The 17,110-nt window shown below is 36.0% G+C and carries 11 protein-coding genes, 27 tRNA genes, 1 rRNA gene and 1 pseudogene; all 40 read right to left on the bottom strand.

What is annotated here, in order from left to right:
• Positions 1–25: 25 nt before the first annotated feature.
• A pseudogene (locus ACYIAQ_RS07040) lies at positions 26–400 on the bottom strand (helix-turn-helix domain-containing protein); the annotation flags it as partial.
• Positions 401–580: 180 nt separating this feature from the next.
• Positions 581–1,306, bottom strand: coding sequence for an ABC transporter permease (locus ACYIAQ_RS07045; protein WP_122017839.1), 726 nt, complete (start codon positions 1,304–1,306; stop codon positions 581–583).
• Positions 1,299–2,201, bottom strand: coding sequence for an ATP-binding cassette domain-containing protein (locus ACYIAQ_RS07050; protein WP_483563143.1), 903 nt, complete (start codon positions 2,199–2,201; stop codon positions 1,299–1,301). Before ACYIAQ_RS07050 ends, ACYIAQ_RS07045 begins: the two co-directional genes overlap by 8 nt.
• Before the next feature lie 767 nt (positions 2,202–2,968).
• The gene (locus ACYIAQ_RS07055; protein ID WP_483563142.1) at positions 2,969–4,312 is read right to left on the bottom strand and encodes a hemolysin family protein; all 1,344 of its coding nucleotides are present in this window, start codon (positions 4,310–4,312) and stop codon (positions 2,969–2,971) included.
• Positions 4,313–4,390: 78 nt separating this feature from the next.
• Positions 4,391–5,047, bottom strand: a complete 657-nt coding sequence (locus ACYIAQ_RS07060; protein ID WP_483563141.1) for a nitroreductase — start codon at positions 5,045–5,047, stop codon at positions 4,391–4,393.
• 259 nt (positions 5,048–5,306) lie between these two features.
• The gene (gene smpB / locus ACYIAQ_RS07065; RefSeq protein ID WP_122017836.1) at positions 5,307–5,765 is read right to left on the bottom strand and encodes an SsrA-binding protein SmpB; all 459 of its coding nucleotides are present in this window, start codon (positions 5,763–5,765) and stop codon (positions 5,307–5,309) included.
• A gap of 9 nt (positions 5,766–5,774) precedes the next feature.
• On the bottom strand, positions 5,775–8,090 hold the full coding sequence (rnr, locus tag ACYIAQ_RS07070) for a ribonuclease R (RefSeq protein WP_483563140.1): 2,316 nt from the start codon (positions 8,088–8,090) through the stop codon (positions 5,775–5,777).
• A gap of 72 nt (positions 8,091–8,162) precedes the next feature.
• Positions 8,163–8,396 (bottom strand): preprotein translocase subunit SecG, encoded by a 234-nt coding sequence (gene secG / locus ACYIAQ_RS07075; RefSeq protein ID WP_122017834.1) that lies wholly within the window; start codon positions 8,394–8,396, stop codon positions 8,163–8,165.
• A 69-nt stretch (positions 8,397–8,465) separates the two neighbouring features.
• A complete protein-coding gene (locus tag ACYIAQ_RS07080; protein WP_483563139.1) occupies positions 8,466–10,526 on the bottom strand; it encodes an LTA synthase family protein in 2,061 nt (686 codons plus the stop codon).
• A gap of 68 nt (positions 10,527–10,594) precedes the next feature.
• On the bottom strand, positions 10,595–11,620 hold the full coding sequence (locus tag ACYIAQ_RS07085) for a lysylphosphatidylglycerol synthase transmembrane domain-containing protein (RefSeq protein WP_483563138.1): 1,026 nt from the start codon (positions 11,618–11,620) through the stop codon (positions 10,595–10,597).
• Complete coding sequence (locus ACYIAQ_RS07090) at positions 11,620–12,663, bottom strand: glycosyltransferase family 4 protein (protein ID WP_483563137.1); 1,044 nt, start codon at positions 12,661–12,663, stop codon at positions 11,620–11,622. The genes ACYIAQ_RS07085 and ACYIAQ_RS07090 overlap by 1 nt, the downstream gene beginning before the upstream one ends.
• On the bottom strand, positions 12,656–13,828 hold the full coding sequence (locus tag ACYIAQ_RS07095; protein WP_483563136.1) for a glycosyltransferase family 4 protein: 1,173 nt from the start codon (positions 13,826–13,828) through the stop codon (positions 12,656–12,658). The genes ACYIAQ_RS07090 and ACYIAQ_RS07095 overlap by 8 nt, the downstream gene beginning before the upstream one ends.
• 106 nt (positions 13,829–13,934) lie before the next feature.
• Positions 13,935–14,019, bottom strand: a tRNA-Leu gene (locus tag ACYIAQ_RS07100).
• A 43-nt stretch (positions 14,020–14,062) separates the two neighbouring features.
• A tRNA-Cys gene (locus ACYIAQ_RS07105) sits at positions 14,063–14,133 on the bottom strand.
• A 21-nt stretch (positions 14,134–14,154) separates the two neighbouring features.
• A tRNA-Gln gene (locus tag ACYIAQ_RS07110) sits at positions 14,155–14,226 on the bottom strand.
• A gap of 7 nt (positions 14,227–14,233) precedes the next feature.
• Positions 14,234–14,306, bottom strand: a tRNA-His gene (locus tag ACYIAQ_RS07115).
• Between the two features lie 12 nt (positions 14,307–14,318).
• Positions 14,319–14,389 (bottom strand) — tRNA-Trp (locus tag ACYIAQ_RS07120).
• A gap of 4 nt (positions 14,390–14,393) precedes the next feature.
• Positions 14,394–14,475: transfer RNA gene (locus tag ACYIAQ_RS07125), tRNA-Tyr, on the bottom strand.
• A 7-nt stretch (positions 14,476–14,482) separates the two neighbouring features.
• Positions 14,483–14,555: transfer RNA gene (locus tag ACYIAQ_RS07130), tRNA-Phe, on the bottom strand.
• Positions 14,556–14,561: 6 nt separating this feature from the next.
• A tRNA-Asp gene (locus tag ACYIAQ_RS07135) sits at positions 14,562–14,635 on the bottom strand.
• A 3-nt stretch (positions 14,636–14,638) separates the two neighbouring features.
• Positions 14,639–14,712 (bottom strand) — tRNA-Met (locus ACYIAQ_RS07140).
• Positions 14,713–14,722: 10 nt separating this feature from the next.
• Positions 14,723–14,809, bottom strand: a tRNA-Ser gene (locus tag ACYIAQ_RS07145).
• A 28-nt stretch (positions 14,810–14,837) separates the two neighbouring features.
• A tRNA-Glu gene (locus ACYIAQ_RS07150) sits at positions 14,838–14,909 on the bottom strand.
• Positions 14,910–15,561: 652 nt separating this feature from the next.
• Positions 15,562–15,651: transfer RNA gene (locus ACYIAQ_RS07155), tRNA-Ser, on the bottom strand.
• An 11-nt stretch (positions 15,652–15,662) separates the two neighbouring features.
• Positions 15,663–15,736: transfer RNA gene (locus tag ACYIAQ_RS07160), tRNA-Ile, on the bottom strand.
• A 6-nt stretch (positions 15,737–15,742) separates the two neighbouring features.
• Positions 15,743–15,813, bottom strand: a tRNA-Gly gene (locus ACYIAQ_RS07165).
• Between the two features lie 13 nt (positions 15,814–15,826).
• Positions 15,827–15,899, bottom strand: a tRNA-Phe gene (locus ACYIAQ_RS07170).
• A gap of 6 nt (positions 15,900–15,905) precedes the next feature.
• Positions 15,906–15,979, bottom strand: a tRNA-Asp gene (locus ACYIAQ_RS07175).
• Between the two features lie 3 nt (positions 15,980–15,982).
• Positions 15,983–16,056: transfer RNA gene (locus ACYIAQ_RS07180), tRNA-Met, on the bottom strand.
• Between the two features lie 40 nt (positions 16,057–16,096).
• A tRNA-Ile gene (locus ACYIAQ_RS07185) sits at positions 16,097–16,170 on the bottom strand.
• Between the two features lie 13 nt (positions 16,171–16,183).
• Positions 16,184–16,257: transfer RNA gene (locus ACYIAQ_RS07190), tRNA-Met, on the bottom strand.
• Between the two features lie 34 nt (positions 16,258–16,291).
• Positions 16,292–16,365 (bottom strand) — tRNA-Pro (locus tag ACYIAQ_RS07195).
• 6 nt (positions 16,366–16,371) lie between these two features.
• A tRNA-Arg gene (locus ACYIAQ_RS07200) sits at positions 16,372–16,445 on the bottom strand.
• A 9-nt stretch (positions 16,446–16,454) separates the two neighbouring features.
• A tRNA-Leu gene (locus tag ACYIAQ_RS07205) sits at positions 16,455–16,540 on the bottom strand.
• A gap of 10 nt (positions 16,541–16,550) precedes the next feature.
• A tRNA-Gly gene (locus ACYIAQ_RS07210) sits at positions 16,551–16,622 on the bottom strand.
• 11 nt (positions 16,623–16,633) lie between these two features.
• Positions 16,634–16,706: transfer RNA gene (locus ACYIAQ_RS07215), tRNA-Thr, on the bottom strand.
• A gap of 31 nt (positions 16,707–16,737) precedes the next feature.
• Positions 16,738–16,819, bottom strand: a tRNA-Leu gene (locus tag ACYIAQ_RS07220).
• A 12-nt stretch (positions 16,820–16,831) separates the two neighbouring features.
• A tRNA-Lys gene (locus ACYIAQ_RS07225) sits at positions 16,832–16,904 on the bottom strand.
• Between the two features lie 4 nt (positions 16,905–16,908).
• Positions 16,909–16,981: transfer RNA gene (locus tag ACYIAQ_RS07230), tRNA-Val, on the bottom strand.
• A 4-nt stretch (positions 16,982–16,985) separates the two neighbouring features.
• Positions 16,986–17,102: ribosomal RNA gene (gene rrf, locus ACYIAQ_RS07235) — 5S ribosomal RNA — on the bottom strand.
• Positions 17,103–17,110: the final 8 nt, after the last annotated feature.

A 17,110-nucleotide genomic window follows, 5' to 3' on the forward strand; every position in this document is an offset into this window, starting at 1 on the left:
AATGAACACCAAAAGCCTGCTTTTTCTATCGCCTTGTGATAATAGAAAGATTAATAAACGATTTCAATTTTTTTCTATATCGTATGAAAGTTGCGCGATTGATACCAGTTAATTTTACTACTCTGGTGTCGGTCATATCACTCTTATAAAGTCTAAAAACGTGTTGCAATTGTGGACTATCTTTAGAATATTTAGGCTTACGCCCATGATAGCGACCTTCTGCTTTAGCTATCTATTTCGATACCTTGACGTTGGCGCTCCTTAATTCGTTCATGATCACTTTCTGCCTGATATTTATATACTCAAGAATAAGATTATTTTTTAGTTGCCGCAAATTGGGATCTTCAATACCACATAAAGAGGGTAAATTTAAAATATTAAGTATTGCACCCTCATCTTTATTTTTGTACAAAAAAGCTAGAAACCACTCTCTTTCGCGGTGATTTTTAGTTTTCAAGTTTAAGTCATTATAGTCACGGATAAAATTAACAACCTCGCGTAGCCTATAAGCGACAAGTTTGTTAACATTTACAATATAAATTGTTGATAACAAGAGTACTTAACATAATCATGTGATTTATTAAAAAGCACTTATTGTACCCTTTTTATCTTTCCACCAAATAATTATTAACCACGGAATTAGTGTGACAACAAATGTTAAACATAGCAAGGCTAAATCCTTAACAAAGGATTGTCTAGTTAACAAATCATTGACTGCACTAAAGATATAGTGAAAGGGAAACATTTTTTGCAAGTTAGTGAGCCATTTAGTGAAAGTATCTTGTTTAAATAATTCAAAGGGACTAATCACCATCATCATAATTAGCATTAAGAAAAAAGTTAACTCATCAAGCGTGTCTTCTTGCAAGAGCATTCCTAATGTAAAGCCGATCACACTACTGTAAATACCAGCGCTGCTTAATAGCAGCATACAAATAATCAATTTATCATCAAATTTTATCTTAGAGCAGCCAACACCGATAATAATATTCGCCATAATGATAATTAGATTCAGAATTAATTGCAGCAATACCTGATCAAACAAATAATGTCCCAGGGAATAAAATGATGTTTTATCTTTTAATGCATAATACTGCTTGCCCGTATTGATTCTTTTGCCAAAAGTTACAACTGAGTTGCCGACAATCCCCCACAAACAGGCAATTAAGAAAATTGCATAATTGATACCAGTGTAAGAAGGAATTGCATTCAGCATCAATATATACCAGCAAATCGGAATAATAATTGTAAACACTATGAAGCGAGGATTGTGCAAAATATTTTTTAATTGTAGCCATTTAATCATTATTAGTCTCCTTGCCATCGTTAAAATGCCGGTACCACTGTTCAATTGTCTGATGATGCTGGTGAATTTCATCAACATTGACATTCTGAGCAATTTGCCCATCTTTGAGCAACACAACTCGAGAAAAATACTTATCAATCTGGTTAAAATCATGAGTTGTCGTTAAAACCGTGCTGTTAATATGATCCAGCTGCTGCCAAAAAAAATCGATTGTTTTTAAATCCATTCCAGCTGTCGGCTCATCGAATATAAAAAACTTACTCGGCTTAATCAAAGTTAACAAAAGAAGTAATCTGCGTTTTTGACCACCAGATAGCTTTTTAATAGCAAGTTTAGCCTGCTGCTTAAGATTAAATTTTTCGAGTAGTGCATCAATCTTCCACTCATCATAAACCTGATCGATTGCGGCTTCTAATTGCAGCTGTTCGGATACCTTTAGCGTGTCAATCAAAACATTTTCCTGAGGCATAATGCTTAAATCGGTCTTGGGATCATAAAACAATTCAACCTTACCACTGTCTGGCTGCAACAATTGGGTAATTATTTTAATTAAGGTTGATTTGCCCGCACCATTACTGCCCAACAATGCAATACGATCTCTCGTTGCAATCGTTAAGTTAACCTTCCTTAATACCGGATAGGCAAATGACTTATGCAAATCAGTAACTTTCAACAAAAGATCCCGTTTAGTTGATACACCTGCCAATAAATAATCCAGTGATACACCAAATATCTCGGCTAAGTTAATCAGCTTAGTAATATCCGGTTCAGTTTCTCCTAACTCCCACTTAGAAACGGATTGCCGCGAAACGTACAATTTTTGCGCCAAATCATTTTGGGATAATCTTTGTTTGCGTCTCAATTTATTTAATTGCTCAACAAAAATATTTTCCATCACAATCATCCTTTCAAATTTGTTAGCTTAATTATCTCCTAACCCTCCTTTTTGCCAAGCAAATTTGTGATGCGTAACTGACAACCTACAGTTGCCAAAGCTGCTACAAGTCTCGAAAAAAATTCATTACACAAAAAAACGCTCAGATTGATATCCAGCGTTCTTTCAATCTTCAGAATATATTTTAAAAATTTGCCCAAATCAAATATCTGTTAAATAAGATTCAAGTTCATTCAACACCTTGATAATTTTTTATAACCTGTATTAAACCATGGGCTAAGATATTTATTTTTGAATACACTTAATTGCATCGGCTAATTACCTCCAATTAACGAACTGACCGATACCTTCAACATCTTGTACTGACTGATTCAATCATTTAGTTGCAGGAAAAGATAAAATACCAAATTAAGCAAGTTTATATTTTGGCTTTTAATTAAATTTAATAGATAAACATTTTATTATGCAGTATATTCTATTCAACAAAATTTAAAAAGTGGGTTTTAGCTGCAATAAATATTTCATATAATACTCTATGTTGTATGCAAAGTTTCGGTAAACTCAATGCTTTTGCTATAATTAAAGTTGAATTGATAGCAAATTGTTTTGAGGGCAATCAGCTGTTTTACTTGAAAGAAAAGGGTGCTTATGGCACGAAATCTTTAGAAAGGTGTACATAACTGTGCGTTTATCATGCGCTAGAATTAGCCTTGACATTTGCCACGTTTATTATTGACTTGTAGACTTATATCAATCTACTTTTTATTTTAAGTAAACTGATCTGTTTGGTTAAGCTTTAATTGTTTAACGATAAACCAATTCATAAATCCCTGTTCACGTTTCTCTAACTTAAACTCAAAATTATCAAATTCAACAGTTTCATTTTCTTTTAAATCGGGATAATGCTCCATCATATAACCACCAAGAGTAATAATATCACTATCTTGGAATCTCTTTAAATCACTTCTAAAGTAACGTGCAAAATCGTATAGAGTTGTTTTACCAGAAATATGAATGTTGCCATCTTTATCCTTAATAATATAATCGTCAGAAACGTCATCAATTTCATCCTTAACCGTTCCAAACAGTTCTTCATAGATATCTTTATCTGTTACAATTCCACTTGTCCCCCCGTACTCATCAACGACTAGAACAATTGGGGTATGCTTTTTAATCATCAAATGCAAAATATCCTGAATAGGCATCGATTCTGGAACAGTGATCATGGTTCGTATAATTCTAGTCACTGGGACTTGAGCATCAACTTGACTCTGCTGAATGACATCAAAAGCATAAATATAACCCACAACATCGTCTTTATTGTTTTCACGAACAACCGGTAATCTACTAAAGCCATCATTTAAATACATGTTTAAAGCATGTTTAATTGATTCAGTCGAATTGATCGCTAAGATTCTTGTACGATCTGTCATAATATCTTTAGCTATTTTATCGTTAAATTCAAATGCTCTTGTCATATAAGTAAGATCATTTTTATCCAGTGATCCACCATGAACAGCCTTGCGTGATAATTTAATAATTTCAGATTGTGAATAAATTTGATTTTCTTCATCAGCAGGCTCAAAACCTAATATTTTTAATAAACCATTAGAGCTTATATTAAGAAGCCAAACAAATGGATAAACCAAAGTATGAAAAAATTGTAGTGGTGAGGTAATTCCAAGTAAAATCTTAACCGGCATATCAATAGCAATATTTTTAGGTACTATCTCAGTGATAACAACTTCTAAATAGGTTAGCAAAATTAGACCTAAGATTGCACTGATAGACCGTAAAATCGAATAATTTACCTGCGTCAAATTTAATAGTCTTTCAAAAAGTGTCGCAAATGTATCTGCAGAAAACCACCCTAAAACAACTCCCACTAAAGTTGTACCGACCTGCGTTGTCGATAAATATTCATTCAAATTATGGGTCATGTGCAATGCACGCTTAATTTTACGACGGTTGCCCTCGTTATTTGCTAGCATATCCTCAAGCTGACTTGATCTGGTTTGAACCAAAGCAAACTCAGCTGCCACAAAAAACGCTGCAAAAGCAAAAATGACTAAAGTAGCTATCAAATTAATAACTATACGGGTATTGTTCAAAATTTATATCACCTTTTAATAAAACTTCTACCATATATCTTAACATCAATACCCCTGTTTTTATAAAAAATCCTCAAACTACTTAACCAATTTATAAATTTCCTCAAATGGCAATCGAGCAGGAATATATTTATCATCATTTACTTCAGCAGTATTATCTTTATATCCTAATCCAATAGCCATTCCAATTAACTCATCTTCGGAAATATGACCATACTTACGAACTAATTCTGGATACGATACCATTGAATGTGCTGGCATAACAGATAATCCTTCATTAATTGCCAACAACATTATACTCTGCGAGAAAATTCCCAAATCATAAACCGACCAGACAGGAGACGCCTTAGGAATAGTAACAAATACAACATCCTGAGCATTAAACATAGTATTATTAGCATCAGTAAATAAATCCATTTTATTATTAAAAAAGTATGGTTGTGATGCTCCTAAAGCTGCCATATTTTGACTAGGATATGGATCCCAATTAAGTGATAGCATTCGCGCAAAATCTTCATGTGGTTCAACTTTTAAATCAAGCTGTTTTTTTACTTCTTTCTTTAAGCCACTGAGGGCATTACCAGTCAATGTATATGCCTTCCAAGGTTGAGAGTTAAGCAGTGATGGTGATTGTTGTGCCCGCTCAACTATTTGAGCAATCATTTTTTCATTAACTTTACGATTAGTAAACTTTCGCGTTACTCGTTCATGATTATAAACGTCATTAAATTTCATTTTGCCTCAATTCCTTACACGTTAGCAGATCTTAGATTTCTGCCGTGCTACCCAAAAAAGTTAATTCTAAGTGATAGTGTATCAATCTATTATACTAAATATATCTATTTTAATAATACGCAAAATTAAAAATGTAATCAATACACTTAGCTAAATTTTTCACAATTAATTTGTTTACCTCCATTTTAACAGAAATAATTATGTGATCAAAATTTGATATATTAAAAAGGTTTGACTATAGATATAATCAAACCTTTTTTTAAATCTTATACTGTCTTCGTAAATCTCGTTCTTGATCGCGCTTTTTGATGGTCTCACGCTTATCATATTTTTTCTTTCCTTGACCCACACCAATTAATACTTTAGCAAAACCATGCTTCAAATAAACTTTAAGTGGAATGATTGCAATTCCACGTTCAGCCTGCTGTTTTGCCAAACGAGTAAGCTCTTTTTTATGTAAAAGTAACCGTCTACTCCGAACCGGTTCATGATTATAACGATTCCCCTGTTCATATTCACTAATATGTACATTTTCTAAAAAGGCAGAACCTCTAATAATTTGAACATAACCATCACGTAAGTTGATCCGCCGTGCTCGTACTGATTTAATTTCAGTTCCAGTTAAGGCTATCCCTGCTTCAAACGTTTCTTTAATGAAATAATCATGATGTGCTTTTTTATTTTGAGTAATTAAATTGTCATTTTTTTCGTTTTTCAATTTTCTAACCTAATGCTTATATTTACTAAAATGAGGATGATTAGTATTTTGATGAAAATTGCTTCGATTGCTATTACGCCGACCACGATCATTGTTAAATTTACGTTTATTACCCCCATGATCATTTTTTGAATGTATCTTTTGGGACGAATTAGGGTCATAAATTTCAAAATCTAGCTGATGTTGATCAACATTGGCATTGATTAATGTAACTTTTATTGGCATCCCCACGTGATATTGCTTATGAGTTCCCCGCCCCGTCAAAGTCATATTCTTTTCATTAAAACTATAAAAATCATCGTTTAAATTTGAAATATGTATCAGACCTTCAACTGTGTTAGGTAACTGTATAAACATTCCAAAGCTTGTCACTGAAGAAACCACTGCCTCGAAATGTTGACCAACCTGATCAGCCATATATTCGGTCATTTTTAAATCATTAACTTCACGCTCAGTATCAATTGACACCCGTTCTTGTGTTGAAGTTTGATCAGCGACGTCAGGCAAGTAATTAGCAAAATGGTCTTGAACATCCTTACTCAATCCTTGTTCACTGTAAAAATGTATCATTCGATGAACCATTAAATCAGAATAACGCCTAATTGGCGAAGTAAAGTGTGTATAAAACTGTGCTGCTAATCCAAAATGACCAAGTGGCTCTTCAGAATAATGTGCTTGTTTCAGACTACGTAACATCATCATTTGAACAACTGCTTCTTCTGGTGTACCTATTGTTTTAGTAACCACTTTTTGTAAGTCAATTGGTTTAACATGGTTAGGATCAGCTGTAATATTCAGCCCAAATGCACTACAAAATTCAAAAAAGCTCTTAATTCTTTCACCATCAGGCGTTTCATGAACACGATAGAGAAATGGCACATGCTTTTTATAAAAGTCTTCAGCAACCGTTTCATTGGCCATCAACATAAATGATTCAATCATTTTCTCAGCTGTTCCCCGATCATGAAGAACAATATCTAAGGGTTTACCATTCTTATCAACAACTATTTTAGCTTCTGGCTCCTCAAAATCGATTGCCCCACGTTGATGTCTCTTTTGATAAAGCACATTATGTAATTCTGCCATTTCTTGCAACATTGGTGCAAGGTCTTGATATTTTTTCTCCAGTACCTCGTGGTTTTCTGGGTCCAAAACCTTGTTAACATTCTTATAAGTCATCCTGCCATGTGAGCGCATAACTGACGGATGAATTTGATAATTTACTCGGTCACCTTCTGATGTGATTTCCATTTCACACGATAAAACTAACCGATCTACACCTTCGTTTAAAGAACAAATTCCATTAGATAGTCGAAACGGTAACATTGGAATTACCCGGTCAACAAGATAAGTACTATTACCCCGTGTAAAGGCTTCTTTGTCAAGTGGTGTATTTTCCCGAACATAGTGTGCTACATCAGCAATGTGTACTCCAAGATGATAATTACCGTTAGGCAATTTCCACAAAACGACCGCATCATCAAAATCTTTAGAATCATCCCCATCAATTGTCACTGTTGGTTGATTTCTAATATCTTCACGGTTAACCATTTCACTTTCAGTAACGTGATCTGGAATTTCATTAGCTTGTAATTGGGCTTCCTCATCCCATTCAGTTTTAACATCATGATCAGCAACAATTGCCATAATGTCAACACCGGGCATATTTTTATTACCAACAATTCCAATGACTGCTCCCATCATCGCATCAGGATTATCTGCATTTGGATAATCGCTGACTGTTACTTTAACAATATCCTTTGGTTGGGGATGTAAACCATTCTCACCCACGTACACACGATAATTAGTTAATTTTTTATTCGTACTTGAAACATAACCAATGAAGTGGCTAACTTTAACTTGAGCATCTGTTAAAGCATAAAATTCACCAACTAAGGTCTTAAGCCCGTGTTCGATAATTGCCTCAACCTGTCCTTCAGGACCTTTACCATTCCAAGGATTGCCCCCAGCTGTAATTTTAACTCTAACTTGGTCGCCATCAATTGCGTAGTTAGTGTAATCTCTTGAAATAAAAATATCATCTGTATCCTCATCATCAAGTTTAACAAAGCCAAATCCCTTACTATTAGCCTTAAAAGTTCCTTCTACAATGATATTTTCTTGAGCTAATTGATAGTGTCCATGACCATCAGTAATAATTTTCTTTTCCTGTTCCAAAAAAGATAGAGCCTTAACAATGTCAGAGAATCCCCCTAAACGATCACGTCGCAGAAGACGTTCAATTTGTTCTACTTGATATTGTTTTTTAGGATTATGGCGAAAGATTTCTAAAACATTAGCTAAAATTTTCTCATTTTGTGCCATGCACTTAAATCTCCATTTCTTATAAATAGATAAAAAAAGTCCTCCCATCACTTGATCGGGAGGAACTGAAACTTACTTTGAAGACAAATAAGCTAATACAATAGCAAAAGCGAAAAAGAGAACCAGTAAAACGGCTGTCACCTTTTCCATAAATGCCTCAAAACCACGTTTTTTCGTTTGACCACTAAAAACTGCACCGCCAGATAAGGCGTTCAATGCATCTTGCTGCTTTTGCGGCTGCATCATTGTCACAATAACAATTAAGATTGAAACAATAATTAGTAGCGTCATAAATAAGTTATACAATACGCTGCCTCCAATATACAGATACGATTACTGATAAATTTTAACACAAAATATATATTATTTCGAGTTTTATTTTTCTAACTCTGGTGCATTAGTTTTAAACATCTTTTGTGTCGTTTTTTTATGGTGACGATACCACAGCGATGTCTTATCTTTAGAATATAAATTTTTTAGCGCCACTTCTTCATTATAATCATAATCATGCGATTTAACCCGTTTAAACCACTTGGGTTTATAAAAACGCAACAAGTTTCCAGTAATTACACGATCTGACAAAGACAATTGTGTTGTTACTTTGTTTGAAAGCGCAATTAACTTTTTCTTTAATTTGGAATCAGGGTCAACAATTTCATCACCTGTTTTTGTGTAAAAATAGGCACTGCCAACTTTAGCATATTGCGGAGTAATAAAATCACCATTTCGTTGAGCTACTATTTGCGGGGCTTCAGAACTAAGTAAATCATGACCAAATTGAATTGTAGAGTAATTACTAATTCCTAATAAATTGAGTAGCGTTGGTAAAACATCTATTTCTCCACCATAAGTTTTACTAATCCCTCCTTTCAAACCCTTCATATGAAACATCAAAGGTACACGTTGAAACTTTAAATTATCAAAATTGTTAAATTCATCTTGACCTAGTAATTCTGCACTAGCCTTATGATGATTACCTGAAATACCATAATGATCACCATACAATACCAGAAGTGTATTTTTATTAAGCCCCGTTTTCTTTAACCAACTGAGAAGTTCACCAATTGCTTGATCCAAATAATGAGCGGTTTGCACATATCCATCAACTGTTTCATCACCTGTATCAGTACGTGTAATTGTTTGATTCTTTTTATCTAAATCATATGGGTAGTGGTTTGTCACAGTAATCAGCTTAAGATAAAAAGGTTGTGGTAAACGTTCTATATATTTAATTGATTGAGAAAAGAAAATTTTGTCCTTTAAACCGTAACCAATATAATATTTAGGTTTATTTTCATAATATGAAAGTGGCATAAAATATTGATAACCAAACTGCTTGTAAGCATTATTACGATTCCAAAACGAACCGGCACCACCATGCATTACTGCTGTTGTATAACCTGATTTTTGTTGAAGAATCGCTGGAGCACTTTCAAACGTATTAGAAGTACCATAACTTGACATAGCCGAGCCGGATTGTAAACCATACAGCGAGTTTTCCAACATCATTTCAGCATCAGATGTCTTACCTTGCCCTACTTGATTATAAAAATTTGCAAAACTTAGCGTACTTTTGGAGTGGTATAATCTATTCAGATTAGGGGTTACTTCTTTACCTTTCCACTTATAGCCAATCAAAAACTGTTGAAAACTTTCAAGGTGAATAACTAGAACATTTTTACCTTTTGCAACTCCAGTGTATTCTGCATTTGGCTTAATGTAGTTTATTTTTAAGTATTTTTTTACTGAACGCAAATCTGAAACGTTTGCCTTTGCCATTTGTTCACTAGTTTGAGCTGTTTTAAAACTATCATATACCGCATATTCGTTAATACCGAGGTACTTAACAATATAACTATTATCAAAAGTTCTCGTTAGTAATCCTGAGCGATCTTTTTGTGCCATCAACAAGTTAATTCCAATTAATACTATAGCTAAACTTTCGACTAACAAATTAAACTTGACTTTTAATGGTCGTAAATCGTAGTGGATAATCTTACTACATAAAAGAGCAAAAATTGCCACAACATCCAGAAAAGATAGAAAATCAGTCGCATGTGTAATTCCCACTATGCTCTTACCTAAATTATCAGCTGTTGAACCAGAAGTTTTAATAATTGAAAATGATAAAAAATTAGAAAATTCGCGATAATACAAAATATTTGCAAATAGCCATAAACTTAACAAAAAATCAATTATAATAATAATCCAATATGACTTACGTCCCTTAAAGAACAGCCCTATTCCTAATAGAAGTATTCCCGTTGGAAGAGGATTAAGTAATAAAAGGAAATTTTGCATTGACCCGACTGCACCCAAATTAAATTTGGTTAAGTATATTACGTAAGATTTTATCCAAAATGATATTAAAACAATGGTAAAAAAGCCTAATTTGTTTTTGGTTAACCATTGTATAAAAGACTTAGTCCGTGTCATCCTTTTATCTCCCCATCTTGCTAAGATACTACATCAAGTAAAATTAAGGTTAGTAATTTTAGTGAAAATTAATCATTTTGTTGATCTACGACCCTTTTGGGTTTAAAAATCCATCCCCCAATCCCGAGAATCATTCCAAAAAAATACGTAACAAATCGCCAAAGAAACATTCCCACAATTAGCGATTCTTTAGAACTAACAAAACTTGCAAAAAGCTTTTGGAAGCTATATTCCGCTCCTCCCGATGCTCCTGGAATTGGGACAACTGCCATTAACATAGTAATCATAATATTCATTTGGGTCACATTGATCCAATCTGCTGAAATATTAAGTGCTACCAAAATCATGAAAGGAATTGAATAAAAGCAAAGTAGCTGTAATATCGTCAACCCACAACACAAAAGTAATTTCTTTTTTTCTTTTTTTAATTTTTGACTTTCTTGATAAAAAGAATCAATTTTGGCCATAACATTTTTTTGCCAACTTGCGACGCGTTTAGCATCAACAAATTTTGCCAAAAAAGTCATTAACACATTGGTAACCTTTTTTGTCCACGTATACGCAAAAAGTGTTGCCAATAAAAAAGCAATAGAACTAATATGAATTAAAAAACCAATTGCAATTAAAAGGGCTAGCCCAGCAAATTTAGTCGCTACCATCTGAAAGCCAGTAATAATAGTCACTACATAAGCGAAAAAAACCACAACCTGATAAATAATAAACTTCATCACTAATAAAGAGGTAGCACGTCCGCCTTCAATACCCATTTGGATCATTGCAGCTAATTGCGACGGTTGACCACCAGTTGACATTGGGGTTATTGCATTAAATAAAGCTTGAATAATTGGAATTCTAAAAAATGCCCACTTTGAACGCTGCGGTTCATTTTGACTTTTTGCTAAAACTGCTAAAGTAGTTGCTTCAAACAAGTAAGAAGCAAGCATCAGGCCAAATACCAATAGTAAACCAACTGGATTAATATTTTGAGCAACATGTTGTAATTGTCTAATTGGAATATTGCGTAAATCAAAATATAAAACCCCAGCACTGATCGATAAGACAATAATAATTCCCCACAGATATTTTTTATTCATCAGCGAATCTGTCCCAATTTGCGACCAAGTTCATACTGTTCATGATAAAAATTACTCCAAATTCGAGCCAAATTATCTTCTGAATATTTCTCACTAGCCATATTAGATAAATTACTATATTTATTCAAAAGCGTCTTATCATTGGCAACCTGACGCAATCGCGCGTTCATCTCAGAAAAATCATTACCCTTTAAATAATATCCGCTGATAATTGCTTTGTATAACTCAAGGTCACGAAGCAAGACAGGTGTTCCGCAACTAAAAGCTTCCAAAACGGACATTGGAAATAATTCATCAAATGATGGCAAGACAAAGAGGTCAGCAATATTTAAGTAATCCACCAATTGTTCACGATCAATAATCCCTGTAAACTTTAAGTTCTTCGGCGGATGATCAACCAATTTTTTAAAGTGATCATAGCCGTCAGTAATTTTACCAAAGGAAAATCCACCAGCCCAAATAAACTGCATTTCAGGATTGGCCTGAGCCATTCGAGCAAAGTCATCAACACCTTTACGTTCCTGAACTTGACCATCACCAAAAACCACAAATTTATCTAATGGTATTTTTAATTGATGACGAAAGGCATTCTTTTTTTCTTGGCTTTCAATATAAAATTCACTTTTTGCAACAAAATTGGGAATATACTGAACATTTTCACGTTTAATTCCATATTTGACTAATTTATCAATAAAAATTGGATTAACTACAACGATCTGATCCATTCGTTTATAGAAATTAATCACATAATTGTAAAAAATATTCTTGGCACATGAGGGTAATTTAACTGAACCCTCAAGTGTTTCTGGTAAAAAGTGAACGTAACCAATTTTGCGGCCACGAGCGGGTGAAAAACTATTAACGAAATAAGTGGGATTAATCGTGTGATAATGAGTCAAATCACTCTCACCATACTTATTATTTGTTACATAAAACTGATCCACTAAGCGCTTTCTAAGCAGACTAATAAGTTCGTTATAAGCAGAGCCCACACCTTGACCTTTAACAGAAGCAGCCTGTGAAAACATATTAATTCTAATCATTGCTATCCTCTTTGAGATTTACTTGGTAGTTTTTAATTACGTCTTTATAAAATTGGTGAACCTCACTTCCAAATCGTTTGGCGGAAATTTGTTCAAGTTTTTTAGATAATTTCTTTTCTGGAATTTTTATGGGATCTTCCCTGAGATATGACAATATCTCATCCCTCATTTGATCAGGACGTGTAAAAACCTGTCCAAAATCCTTATCATCAAACACATGCTCTGTGTAATCTGTATCATAAACAACACATTTAGTTCCAGCAGCCAAAGCTTCTATATAGGTTAAACCTTGTGTTTCTGTATCACTAGCCGAAATGAATAGATCGGCCATTTTATAAAAGGCACCTACATCTTCATGTAAAACATCTCCAGCAAAAATGACATTATCCTCAAGCGTTAATCGTTCTACTTGTTCATTTAGAGTTTCCACATCAGGACCATCTCCGGCAATCACCAAACGCAGCTGAGGAAATTCATCGATAATTTCTGGCATCACATTTAAAATTCGGTCAATCTTTTTTTCTCCAGCAATTCGGCTTAACGTTAATAAAACGGGGGCATTGTCCGCTATTCCCAATTCATGACGAACATTGCGGTTAACTGGCGTATTAAGGCTTTTAATATCAACTCCAGTAGGAATAATTTTTAGTGGAATAGCAACTTTATACCGTCGTAAAAGCTCCTCAACGCGCTTACTAGGAGCAATTACACCATCCATACTTTTAAGAAAGACATTCGTAAACTGCTTAACATGGTAAGGCCGCAACAAATGACCATTTAACACGTAGTGCAAATAATCTTCATACATTGTGTGATATGTATGAATTGCTGGAATTTTTAGTTGGTGTGCAACATATTTGCCAATCATTCCTAATGCAAATTCTGTCTGTGTATGAACGATATCCAGTTTAACCTCTCGGGCAACTTTTGTTGCCTCAAAAAAGCCTCGATAAGCAATTCGGCGATCTGTAAACGAAATAAATGGCATACTACTAAAACGAAAAACATTTGCCTCGACTGTCCCTTTAGCTACGTGTGGATCAGTTGTTGTAAAAATAAATACATTATGGCCTTGTTCTTCAAGGGAATCCTTCAGCGTCTTGATAGAAGTGGCCACACCACTAATCTGTGGAAAATATGTATCGGTAAAAATACCAATATTCATTTGAATACCTCCGTATAAAGGTATTATAAAGATTCCACATAACATGTGCAATTTTTATAAAGAAAAATTTATAAACAAAAACAGCTCCCTATGGAGCTGTTAAAAATAGCGGTGATCGGGGTCGAACCGATACGTCCTAAACGGACACCAGATTTTGAGTCTGGCGCGTCTGCCAATTCCGCCACACCGCCATCGTCTAATATTATTAACTAATAGTTCAATGACTGAACCTTAAGGCGGGGATCGGATTTGAACCGACGATTAAGGTTTTGCAGACCTCTGCCTTACCACTTGGCTACACCGCCATTGAATATTTTATTAATAGATTGGGATAGCTGGATTCGAACCAGCGCATAATAGAGTCAAAGTCTAGTGCCTTACCACTTGGCTATATCCCAATGCTAGGGCGGAATATGGGATTCGAACCCATGTATGCCGGATCCACAAACCGGTGTGTTAACCCCTTCACCAATTCCGCCATGAAGTTAAACAGGGATAGTAGGAATTGAACCCACACTAGCGGTTTTGGAGACCGATGTACTACCTTTATACGATATCCCTATTATGGAGGAGGGTGGATTCGAACCGCCGAACTCAGAGAGAGCGGTTTTACAGACCGCCGCGTTTAGCCACTTCGCTACTCCTCCAGGCTGATGGCGCGGGACGGAATCGAACCGCCGACACAAGGAGCTTCAATCCTTTGCTCTACCGACTGAGCTACCGAGCCATCTTACGGTCCATATCAGATTTGAACTGATGATCTTCTCCGTGACAGGGAGACGAGATAAACCACTGCTCCAATGGACCATATTGCGGGAGGTGGATTTGAACCACCGACCTTCGGGTTATGAGCCCGACGAGCTACCATACTGCTCCATCCCGCGATGTTATTAAAGGAGGATGTGGGATTTGAACCCACGCACGGCAAGACCGTCTAACGGTTTTCAAAACCGTCCCCTTAAGCCACTTGGGTAATCCTCCAAATGTAAATGTACCAACTTAATGGTAATGACCCGTACGGGATTTGAACCCATGTTACCGCCGTGAAAGGGCGATGTCTTAACCACTTGACCAACGGGTCATGTTCGTTATTATTAACGTCACATGACGCTTAATTATAATACCTAACTTAGCTGAATTTGTCAACTACTTTTTATTCCTGATTTCAACACTTAACTGCTTTTTTGAATCAACAACGTTATTTATAATACAGGAATAATTTGAATCTTGCAAGAGTTTTTCACAAAAAAGTTAACTTTTTTTATTTTACATAAAAATAATGTAGCAATAACGTCTCTTATAAAGTTTATAACATATAAAACCTCAATTTTTTAACTTTTCTGATAATGATTAATATCCCGATAGCTATACCACAGAATATTGATAACTAACTTCAACAGGATCATTGAACTGGATACCTTATCTCCTAAGTTAAAATAGGTTTTAGAATCAAAACTAGCAATTTGCCAAAATTATTATTGTGTAAAAAAAGGCACAAACAAAAAAGCAACTTAAGTTACAATATTGTTGTGATAAAATGAAAACATTTGAAATACAACCTGTCGTTGGGATATAAAGCAATAATGGCAACATGAAAGACAGATTGTTAGCTAAAGATAAGCTTAGAAATAAACTTTAGAATAAAAAACAATTATCTTACTTTCTCAAAGAATTAAATTAAGAACAAAAAAAGACTATTAAAGAATAAACTTAATAGTCTTTTTTGTTCTTAACGGAGACTGAGGGATTCGAACTCTCGCACCGGAATAACCCGATCTACACCCTTAGCAGGGGCGCCTCTTCAGCCACTTGAGTAAGTCTCCATAAATATATATGGGCCTAAATGGACTTGAACCATCGACCTCACGCTTATCAGGCGTGCGCTCTAACCAGCTGAGCTATAGGCCCCTATAAAGCGGGTAACGAGAATCGGACTCGCGACTAAAGCTTGGAAGGCTTTCGTTTTACCACTAAACCATACCCGCACTTAAACTAAAATGGCGCGGGACGGAATCGAACCGCCGACACAAGGAGCTTCAATCCTTTGCTCTACCGACTGAGCTACCGAGCCATCTTACGGTCCATATCAGATTTGAACTGATGATCTTCTCCGTGACAGGGAGACGAGATAAACCACTGCTCCAATGGACCATATTGCGGGAGGTGGATTTGAACCACCGACCTTCGGGTTATGAGCCCGACGAGCTACCATACTGCTCCATCCCGCGATGTTATTATTAAATAAATGTACAAAACCTACATTGGTTATGGACCTTGTAGGACTCGAACCTACGACAGGACGGTTATGAGCCGTCTGCTCTAACCAACTGAGCTAAAGGTCCAAGCTCTAGCGAATAGCGGCGGGGGGGATCGAACCCTCGACCTCCCGGGTATGAACCGGACGCTCTAGCCAGCTGAGCTACACCGCCAACAAATGTAACCATAAGATATAAAGATTACAAATCGGGAAGACAGGATTCGAACCTGCGACCCCCTGGTCCCAAACCAGGTGCTCTACCAAACTGAGCCACTTCCCGTAAATATGCGCCCTGAAGGATTTGAACCTTCAACCTTCTGATTCGTAGTCAGACACTCTATCCAGTTGCGCTAAGGGCGCATCATTAAATGCCGAGGACCGGAGTCGAACCGGTACGGTTGAAACCAACCGCGGGATTTTAAGTCCCGTGCGTCTGCCAATTCCGCCACCCCGGCAAGTAATGAAAGCGGAAGACGGGATTCGAACCCGCGACCCCCACCATGGCAAGGTGATGTTCTACCACTGAACTACTTCCGCGTAACTATGTATGCCGATTATACGATTTGAACGTACGACCCCCTGTTTACAAGACAGATGCTCTACCAACTGAGCTAAATCGGCATGATGTAAATATGGTATAAATATTGGCGAATACGGGTGGTGGGACTTGAACCCACACGTCCGAGAACACTAGAACCTAAATCTAGCGCGTCTGCCAATTCCGCCACACCCGCAAAATGGGGTCATGAGTCGTGACGGGCTTGAACCGTCGACCCTCTGATTAAAAGTCAGATGCTCTACCGACTGAGCTAACGACTCGGTATGGAGGATACAGGGCTCGAACCTGTGACCTCCTGCTTGTAAGGCAGATGCTCTCCCAGCTGAGCTAATCCTCCATAAGCACGGCAGCTTCCTACCCTCGCAGGCAGTCTCCCACCAACTACTCTCGGCGTTAAGAAGCTTAACTGCTGTGTTCGGCATGGTTACAGGTGTTTCCTTCTTGCTTTTGCCACCGTACTTTCTCT

The organism is Lactobacillus sp. X-49 (genome assembly GCF_057063645.1).

Bases quoted from the DNA above. Each gene is read 5' to 3' on its own strand.
- ACYIAQ_RS07060 (WP_483563141.1), bottom strand. From the start codon at position 5,047: ATGAAATTTAATGACGTTTATAATCATGAACGAGTAACGCGAAAGTTT.
- ACYIAQ_RS07090 (WP_483563137.1), bottom strand. From the start codon at position 12,663: ATGATTAGAATTAATATGTTTTCACAGGCTGCTTCTGTTAAAGGTCAA.
- ACYIAQ_RS07085 (WP_483563138.1), bottom strand. From the start codon at position 11,620: ATGAATAAAAAATATCTGTGGGGAATTATTATTGTCTTATCGATCAGT.
- rnr (WP_483563140.1), bottom strand. From the start codon at position 8,090: ATGGCACAAAATGAGAAAATTTTAGCTAATGTTTTAGAAATCTTTCGC.
- ACYIAQ_RS07045 (WP_122017839.1), bottom strand. From the start codon at position 1,306: ATGATTAAATGGCTACAATTAAAAAATATTTTGCACAATCCTCGCTTC.
- ACYIAQ_RS07050 (WP_483563143.1), bottom strand. From the start codon at position 2,201: ATGGAAAATATTTTTGTTGAGCAATTAAATAAATTGAGACGCAAACAA.
- ACYIAQ_RS07095 (WP_483563136.1), bottom strand. From the start codon at position 13,828: ATGAATATTGGTATTTTTACCGATACATATTTTCCACAGATTAGTGGT.
- ACYIAQ_RS07080 (WP_483563139.1), bottom strand. From the start codon at position 10,526: ATGACACGGACTAAGTCTTTTATACAATGGTTAACCAAAAACAAATTA.